This is a genomic window from Acinetobacter sp. CFCC 10889 (assembly GCF_003268395.1).
Classification (GTDB): domain Bacteria; phylum Pseudomonadota; class Gammaproteobacteria; order Pseudomonadales; family Moraxellaceae; genus Acinetobacter.
The window spans coordinates 1-7,724 of the sequence record NZ_LQXQ01000093.1; the positions used below are offsets into that span (position 1 = coordinate 1).

The 7,724-nt window shown below is 37.5% G+C and carries 7 protein-coding genes and 1 pseudogene; all 8 read left to right on the forward strand.

The annotated features are described in order from the left end of the window. Positions 1–807 (forward strand): annotated as a pseudogene (locus tag AVJ19_RS19815) (hypothetical protein); the annotation flags it as partial. Between the two features lie 76 nt (positions 808–883). Next, complete coding sequence (locus AVJ19_RS19820; protein WP_111861282.1) at positions 884–1,324, forward strand: Sbal_3080 family lipoprotein; 441 nt, start codon at positions 884–886, stop codon at positions 1,322–1,324. A gap of 49 nt (positions 1,325–1,373) precedes the next feature. After that, positions 1,374–2,549 (forward strand): hypothetical protein, encoded by a 1,176-nt coding sequence (locus AVJ19_RS19825; protein ID WP_111861283.1) that lies wholly within the window; start codon positions 1,374–1,376, stop codon positions 2,547–2,549. After that, a complete protein-coding gene (locus tag AVJ19_RS19830; protein ID WP_111861284.1) occupies positions 2,546–3,337 on the forward strand; it encodes a phage BR0599 family protein in 792 nt (263 codons plus the stop codon). The genes AVJ19_RS19825 and AVJ19_RS19830 overlap by 4 nt, the downstream gene beginning before the upstream one ends. 3 nt (positions 3,338–3,340) lie before the next feature. Further along, positions 3,341–3,571: a hypothetical protein gene (locus AVJ19_RS19835; protein ID WP_228203413.1), complete on the forward strand. Its 231-nt coding sequence runs from the start codon at positions 3,341–3,343 to the stop codon at positions 3,569–3,571. Beyond that, positions 3,568–3,819: a hypothetical protein gene (locus AVJ19_RS19840; protein ID WP_111861285.1), complete on the forward strand. Its 252-nt coding sequence runs from the start codon at positions 3,568–3,570 to the stop codon at positions 3,817–3,819. Before AVJ19_RS19835 ends, AVJ19_RS19840 begins: the two co-directional genes overlap by 4 nt. Next, positions 3,806–6,577, forward strand: coding sequence for a phage tail protein (locus AVJ19_RS19845; protein WP_111861286.1), 2,772 nt, complete (start codon positions 3,806–3,808; stop codon positions 6,575–6,577). The genes AVJ19_RS19840 and AVJ19_RS19845 overlap by 14 nt, the downstream gene beginning before the upstream one ends. Further along, positions 6,570–7,586, forward strand: a complete 1,017-nt coding sequence (locus AVJ19_RS22360; protein WP_213067270.1) for a hypothetical protein — start codon at positions 6,570–6,572, stop codon at positions 7,584–7,586. The genes AVJ19_RS19845 and AVJ19_RS22360 overlap by 8 nt, the downstream gene beginning before the upstream one ends. Positions 7,587–7,724: the final 138 nt, after the last annotated feature.

Here is a 7,724-nt window from a genome sequence, read left to right on the forward strand (position 1 = left end):
GACATCTTTGCAAAAGCAACGATGACACCAAGTGAATACGAGTCATGGTCACTTAAAAACAATCGTGATAGTGCAAAGTTAGGACTTCGCAATGATTTAACTTCTGTTGAACAGAACATCATGCAGAGTGATGCTTTTGATTCTGAAGATGATCGTTATCAAGCGTTGATTGATGCTCATAAAGAGTATCGTGATGCGTTGGCTGCGATTGATGTTGACTATAGCGAACAAGTAAAAATGCTTGAGCAAGATCGTTTTGATGCAACGATTGATGCTTATAGCTCTTTATTGTCACAGTCTGAGTCGCTATTTAGCTCGCTAACAACCATGGCATCAGATGCATACGGTGAGCAATCATCAGCATTTAAAGCCATGTATTTAATGCAGCAAATGGCAGCAATCGGGCAAGCAACAATTAATGCCTATCTTGCGTATTCGAATGTTTTAGCTCAAGCACCATACCCAACAAACATGGTGCTTGCACCCATAGCATTAGGATTAGGGATGGCGAACGTTGGAATGATTGCGGGTCAAACGATTGCTGGGATGGCGCATGATGGTATCGACAACATTCCAAAAGAAGGCACTTGGTTATTGGATCGAGGTGAGCGTGTCGTGGATCGTAGAACCAATGCTGATTTGAAAAATTACTTGGCTGAATCTCAAGGCAAACAGCAGTCATCACAAGTCAATGTGAATCCAAATATTGTGATTGTAGATAAACGTGAATCTGTTGCAGAGTTTATGGCAAGTCGTGCAGGTGAACAGTTGATTATGAAGACGTTGAAGCGAAATGGCGTAGTTTAATTTTAAAAACCACTTTTCGAAGTGGTTTTTTATTGTCTAAATTGATATTTTATAAGCATTTTAAAGGGGATTTAATGTGAAGAAAATATTAATTGGGGTAGCTATTTTAGCGTTGGCTGGTTGTACATCAATCCAAGTCAACAATAGCAATGGATTTCAACCACAAACTGTTAAGCAAATCTGCATAACCAAGAATCCAAAAGTTATCATCGATGGTTTTGAAAATTCAATAGTGCGCAGTTTTGCTCGTTACAATGTTAAAGCTGAAATTTATCCTGAAAACTCTAAACCATTGTTTTGCGAAACAACAATGCAGTACACAGCACTAAGAACTTGGGATTTTGTGCCTTATCTAAGTTATGCCCGATTCACGATCTTAAAAGATGGTCAGTTTGCATCTGAAGCCGAGTTTAAACTAAAAGGGAATGGGGGTTTAGCCCTAAACAAATGGCGAAGCGTAGACACAAAAGTGGATGAGCTTGTTGATCAACTCATGGGGCGAACGCCAATCAAATAAACCAAACCACCTTCGGGTGGTTTTTTAATGCTTAAAATTTGAGGACATTATGCAAATACAGACAAAATACGGACCAGTGCATGTATTAACTGCGTGTCCTCTTTTAGATTCGACTGAAACACTACAATTTCTAACTGAAGTACATGAAAATTATGATGGTTCAGAAGATCGACTAAATTTACGTGATCGAGCACGACAAACACTTAGTTTTAACTATGTAAATTTTCATAAGGCAATGGGTGATATGTTCCACATGCTTTATGCAAATTTACGCAAATTGTGGGGCATTCCTTTTGTTCAGTCAAAGCAGTTTTTCAACACTGTAGATGATGATTTTATTCAACTTGATACATCACTTTGCATTGCAGATTTTAATCAAAGTTATAGCTTAATTGATGGTGAATTGATTGAAATTATAGAAATTGGGCGATATGTCATCACAGGTTATGATGAAGATGATCAACCAATTTTAGAATATCAGGATGGGTTTAAGCTCAATAAAAGCATTGACGCATCAAACACATACATTACACCACTTCGTATTTGCATCATTGATGGTGATGTGAGTATCGCAGCAAGCGGCTTCTATGCACGACAAGATATTGCATTTCGGGTGATTGATGAGGATTGTCCTGAAATTACGGGAGAAATCCCGCCACAATATCAAGACCATGATATTTATTTTAAGTGTTTATTGCTGGAAGGTGATTCACTTTCAATGACGTTGCAGCAGCATCAGGTTGTCATTGATGGCGATCTTGGTGGCTTTCAGGACTTTGCAAATTGGAAAGCGCCACGTTATCTAAAGCCATTTAAATCATTGCTTAAAAATCAGAATGAATACTTTGAATTTAAGAATTTCTTATTTAGAAGATTGGGCAAATACAACGCTTTCTGGTTGCCACTGTACGAGAAACATTTAAATGTTGTCAGTGCAGGTAATGCGTGGATTGAAGTTGATAATGATTATGTGATTGAAGCAGATCGAAAGCATATTGCTGTCAAAATTAATGATATTTGGTCAGCGCATGAAATCACAAGCAAAACCAAAAATGATGACAACACACGCTTAAACATCACGCCCGCTTTAAATGCAGCATGGTCAGAAGTGCAATCAGTTTGTTATTTGGGTTTATATCGTCTTGCCGCTGATACTGCTGAATTTTCATTTTTAGGCGCAGGCGTGTCACAAACCAATATACCCATTGTGGAGCTAAATACATGATTTTTAAATCAAGAAAAGAGCTTTATCAATTTAAATTGGGTGATAAGTCTTGGTATTTTACAAGCTCATCAAAAGCGGTCACGCATGATGAAACTACATATTTACCGATTCGTGGCATGAGCCGAACAAATATTGAAGATGCAGGCATTGATAAAGCAGATGTGGATATTACATTTCCACAAATCCCACTTTTAAATGCTGAAGATGAGGATTTTACTCAATATTTTATTGGCAAAATCTACTTTGATGCTGTGCGTGTGACGATCTTAGAATTATATAAAAATGAAACTTTGGTTTTGTTTAAAGGTCGCATTACGCAACCAAAATTTGATGAATCTGAAAAAACCATGACCTTGGTCGCCTCAACAAGTGAAACATATCAGCATCGCAATATCTTGGTGCGCAAAGTACAGCGTACTTGTCCCAATAAAATTTATGATCGTTTTTGTGGTTTGAATTTTGAAGATTGGTCACAAGAGGCAACTGTTACAGCGATTAATGGTTTGAATGTGACATTACAAACCTTAACACCGCTTGCCAACAATTATTTAAACCGTGGTCTAATTGAAAAAGATGGTGTGTTTATTTTCATTGTCTCAAACACTGGCAATCAAATCCGTATGTACCGACCATTTCCAAACTTAAAAGTCGGTGATGTAGTGCAAATCGCCCCCGGTTGTGATCAATCTATGACAGTCTGTAATGAAAAATTTAACAATCATATTAATTACGCAGGCTTTCCAAATATGCCGAATGAAAATCCTGTGATGAACCAAATTGTGAGGTAGAAAATGGTTATTGCACCTTGGGTGATTTGGGCGATTTTAGCGCTCACTGTAGCAACTGCTGCATTTTCATATTACACAGCACGTAAAGCACAAAAGAAAAATAAAGTCGAGGCGAGTCAGCTTGATGGTTCAATTGCGGATGAAGGCACTTCATTTAGCGACATTGCAGGTTCACGCCCAATGTTTGGGGTTGTTGTTGATAAATTTGGGGAACGAACGGAATCTTTTAAATGAGCATATTTATTAAAGAGCGCCCCGAAATTTCGGGGCGTATTTATATGCGGCATCTACGCTCAGTTGGCATGTGTGCACCCGGTACAAGGCGCATACTTTTAGACTATTTCAAATTAAGTCAAAGTGAAGTTTCTGATTTCTTTAAAAATGGCATGGAAATCAATGATTTTAAAAAACGTTTTGGTCATGACGCAATGGCGCAGCAAGCAATAGATTTTTGGGAGAAGCAACAAGATGGGCAAAAGTAGCGGCGGCGTTAAAGGTTATAGATATTATACAAGTCTTGTGTTAATGCTCGGAAATCGTGTCGAGTGGTTACTTGGTGTTAACTTTGATAAAAAAGGTTGGCAACACCCAAAAGACACAGGGCGCTACATGCAAGCGGGAAATTATATTTTTGATTTACCAGAACTTTATGGCGAAACTGAGGGGGGTGTTAGTGGAGTTATGTCATTTTATGATGGTAATGCTGCACAAATGCCTAATCCTCATTATCAACAATATTATTCACTTGCGCCTGCTTATCGCCACCAGTCTTATATTGTTTTTCAAGATTTTTATGTGGGAAATTCGCCTTATTTAAAAGATGTAATGTTTTTCCCAAAGCGCACACGCATAAAAAATAATGGTCAAGATCAGTGGTATAAAGAGCGTGCTGATGGTGAGATTGTTTGTGAAATTGATGCAGAAAGGCTACTCAATATTCCAACACCACTTGGAAATTGTAGTTTTTATTATAAATATACGCAAGGTTGTTTGCTTGATGCTGAGCTGACTGAGTGGTCCAGAGGTCATAATTTCACAAAAGTAATTGGTGAGCCAACAGGGGAGTACCCAAAGGGTGATATTGTTCCTGACCCAACAGGTTCAAGTTCAGCACCACGACCAGGCTGTTTAACAAGCTACACATCTGAGCGAAAAAACGGACACTATGAATTTAAGCATATTTATAATGGGGGTGGCTTTGTTGTTGTTAGCATTGACTTTTATGTTCCCGAGGGGAATGCTAGTGGTGTTGATCTTTACACAGAAAACGAAGTTCAAGAAATTCGTGATATTGAAAATGGTAAAATAACTTATGTTTTTCGTGATAGAGCGCCTTGCGAAATATCTGCAATTTGGAAAGTTAAGTCAATTAAAACTAATTCAGAAGTAAGCCCTTGGTTTTATCGCTATGGATTGGGCTTCTTTTATATGCATCAAACTAATAAAAGCAGTGAGATGCAGGCAGTTGATATTAACCCAATTCACAAAGCACGTGAAATCATTACTGACTACACAGCAATGAATAAGCCTGAATCTGATGTGAATGATGAGAATTTTCGTGCAGCAGCAGATCGAATTTGGGACGAAGGTCTAGGTATTTCATGGGCAATTCAAGAGAAATCATGTAAAGATGCTTTAGATGAATTGGCAGCGCATATCGAGGGTGGATTTCGGATTAATCGACAAACAGGACTTTATGAAGTCATTCTATTTCGTGATGATTTACTTGATTTAGAAAATGCATTGCACTTCGATGAAAGCAATATAAAACACTTAGAGTTTGAATCATATTATGCTGAAGATGCGGTAAATTCATATAATGTATCTTATTATGATCGTGAAAATCTCAAGGATTCAACATTCTCAATTGACGATACAGGATTAATTCATACAGTCGGTTTTGTAAATGCCGAAAAGCTTGATTTTCCATATTTTATGAACCGTCGCAATGCTGAAATTGTGGCTAACTGGAAACTAAAACAAGTCAGCACAGCAGCTTGGAAAGGCAGCTTTACAACAGGGCGCTATGAAGCAAGAAAGTTAAATAAATTTGATGTGATTCTATTGTCTTGGCAAAGCAAGCAGCTTTTACAATTGCCAGTTCGTGTGCTCAATATCAGTTTGGGTGATGGTAAAGATAACACTGTAACAATTGATTTTATTGAAGTTGTATCGTATTCAGAAAATATGAATGCACAAATCAATGGTGATGAATCAATGAGTAAGGTGCTTGAACCGCAACCAAATAATGCAGTTGTTTTCGAAGCGCCTTATTACAATTTGGTTCAACAAAATGGGCAGGCAACAGTAAACTTAGAGTTAGGAAATAATGCGGATGCAGGCTATTTAATAGCTGCGGTCAGTAAGCCGCAAAACAATTCTATGTATGCTTCTGTTTATACAGACAAGGCAACTGAAGATTATACACAAATGCAAAAAGTGGGTGCTGTTGACTACTGCCCAAGTTTGACACTTGATCAAGATATTTCATTTACAGAATCAGCTTTTATTATCAAAAATGCAAATGCAATATCGCAAGCAAAAGAAGGAACATTGATCTTACTTGATGACGAACTACTTGTTTATCAAAATTATGACACTCAAACGAAATTACTCACTGTCAAACGAGCCTCATTCGACACAGTACCTCAACCGCATTTAAAAGATGCGGTTTTTTATTTCTTTGATGATTTTCATTTTCTTGATACAGAGCAATACGTTTCAGGTGAAACAGTGCAAGTGCAGGTTTTAACAACAACACCGAGTGCTGTACAAAAACGTGATCCAGTTGATGTGAAAAAACTTGAATTGAATTCTCGTGCAATTCGTCCTTATCCGCCAGCAAACGTACAGATCAATAGTGAACACTATCCTACTGAAATTGATTCGGATTTAATTTTAACGTGGGTGGACCGCAACCGACTGCAACAAACAGGTGGCGCAATTCTTGGTTACTTTGATGATGGTGTAACACTCGAAAATGGCGTGAATTATCAACTTATTCTCACCGAGTTTGATGCAAACCAAACGGAACTTAGAACGCAAAGTATCAATGTTGGTCAATTAAATTCATACACTTTTGCTGCAAGTGCAATACAGGCAAATACATTTGCAATTGAAATTACACTTAAATCATTACGAGATGATTATGAGTGCTTTCAATCATTTGCCCATACAGTTGAATTATCACGTTTTTATTCAGCACCATATGATTTAACAGTTGAGTTTAAAAATGACTAATCGCTTAGAATTGAATTGGAAGTTAGATGGTTTTGTTGATGAGCAGCGTTACTACTGTTCTGAAACGCCGATTGATGTGAATCATTTGCCTACACCAAAAGCTGTTTTATCCACAGAAGCAAGGAGCTATATAGATACTAATATTGAAATTGGTAAAACTTACTATATTCGGGTTGGCTCTGTAAAAAATGAAGTTGAAAAATTAAGCGATGAACACATTGCTATCGCAGGGGTTTTGTGGACTCCATTGAAATTGTCTACACTCATTAATTTTGTTGCAGATAATATTATTGCTGATAACTACAATCGAGTTTCACAAATCACAGATGTGAGCGGTAATAATAGAAACGCTGTCCAGTCTATTGATGCAAAAAAACCCACTCTAACAAATATTAGCGCATCTCAAAAAGCATTGCAGCTCGATGGTGTTGATGATTTTTTATGGATTTCAGATACATCATATCTTAAAGATAAAAAAGCAGTATGGGTTTTTACTGTCTGTGAGCCAGATCTAAAAACATCCTATTCTTCTATCTTTTACTCAATCTATAGTCAAAACGGATCTAGCAGATTAAATTTTAGTTTAAATAGTGGAAAGCTTGCTTTTGGTGGTAGACGCACAGTATCAGGTGGTTATTTGGAGGTGTCGTCACAGTCTAGTGTTGCAAATGAGATAAATATAAGTTTTGGTCAGCATGATTATGAAAACAAAACAGGAGTTTTGTTTAATAATGGCTCGCAAGTCGGCTTAAATAATAATCTTGGAACAGCAGGTGTTTCTGATTCATCTGGTTTATTTGGCGGATCTATTGGCGCTTTGGTTACATCGTCACTTGGCGCAAGCTTTTCAGAGTCTTATGTTGGTAAGATTGGGTGTGTGATTGTTGGTGATGGGGTTCTATCATTATCTGATCGTCAAAAGCTAGAGGGGTGGGCGGCTCACAAATATGGATTGACTGATAGCTTGCCGCTAGATCACCCATATAAAACATTAATTCCAACTGTATAGCGCCCAAGAGGGCGTTTTTTATTGCTAAAAATAAGGGGGCATACGTGAATGAGCCAAGTGCATCACTTTGGAAAAAGTTAAATGAAGTATCAGATCGACTGCAAAAAGTATCAGAGCAGTTGGTAGAAACAAATGCAA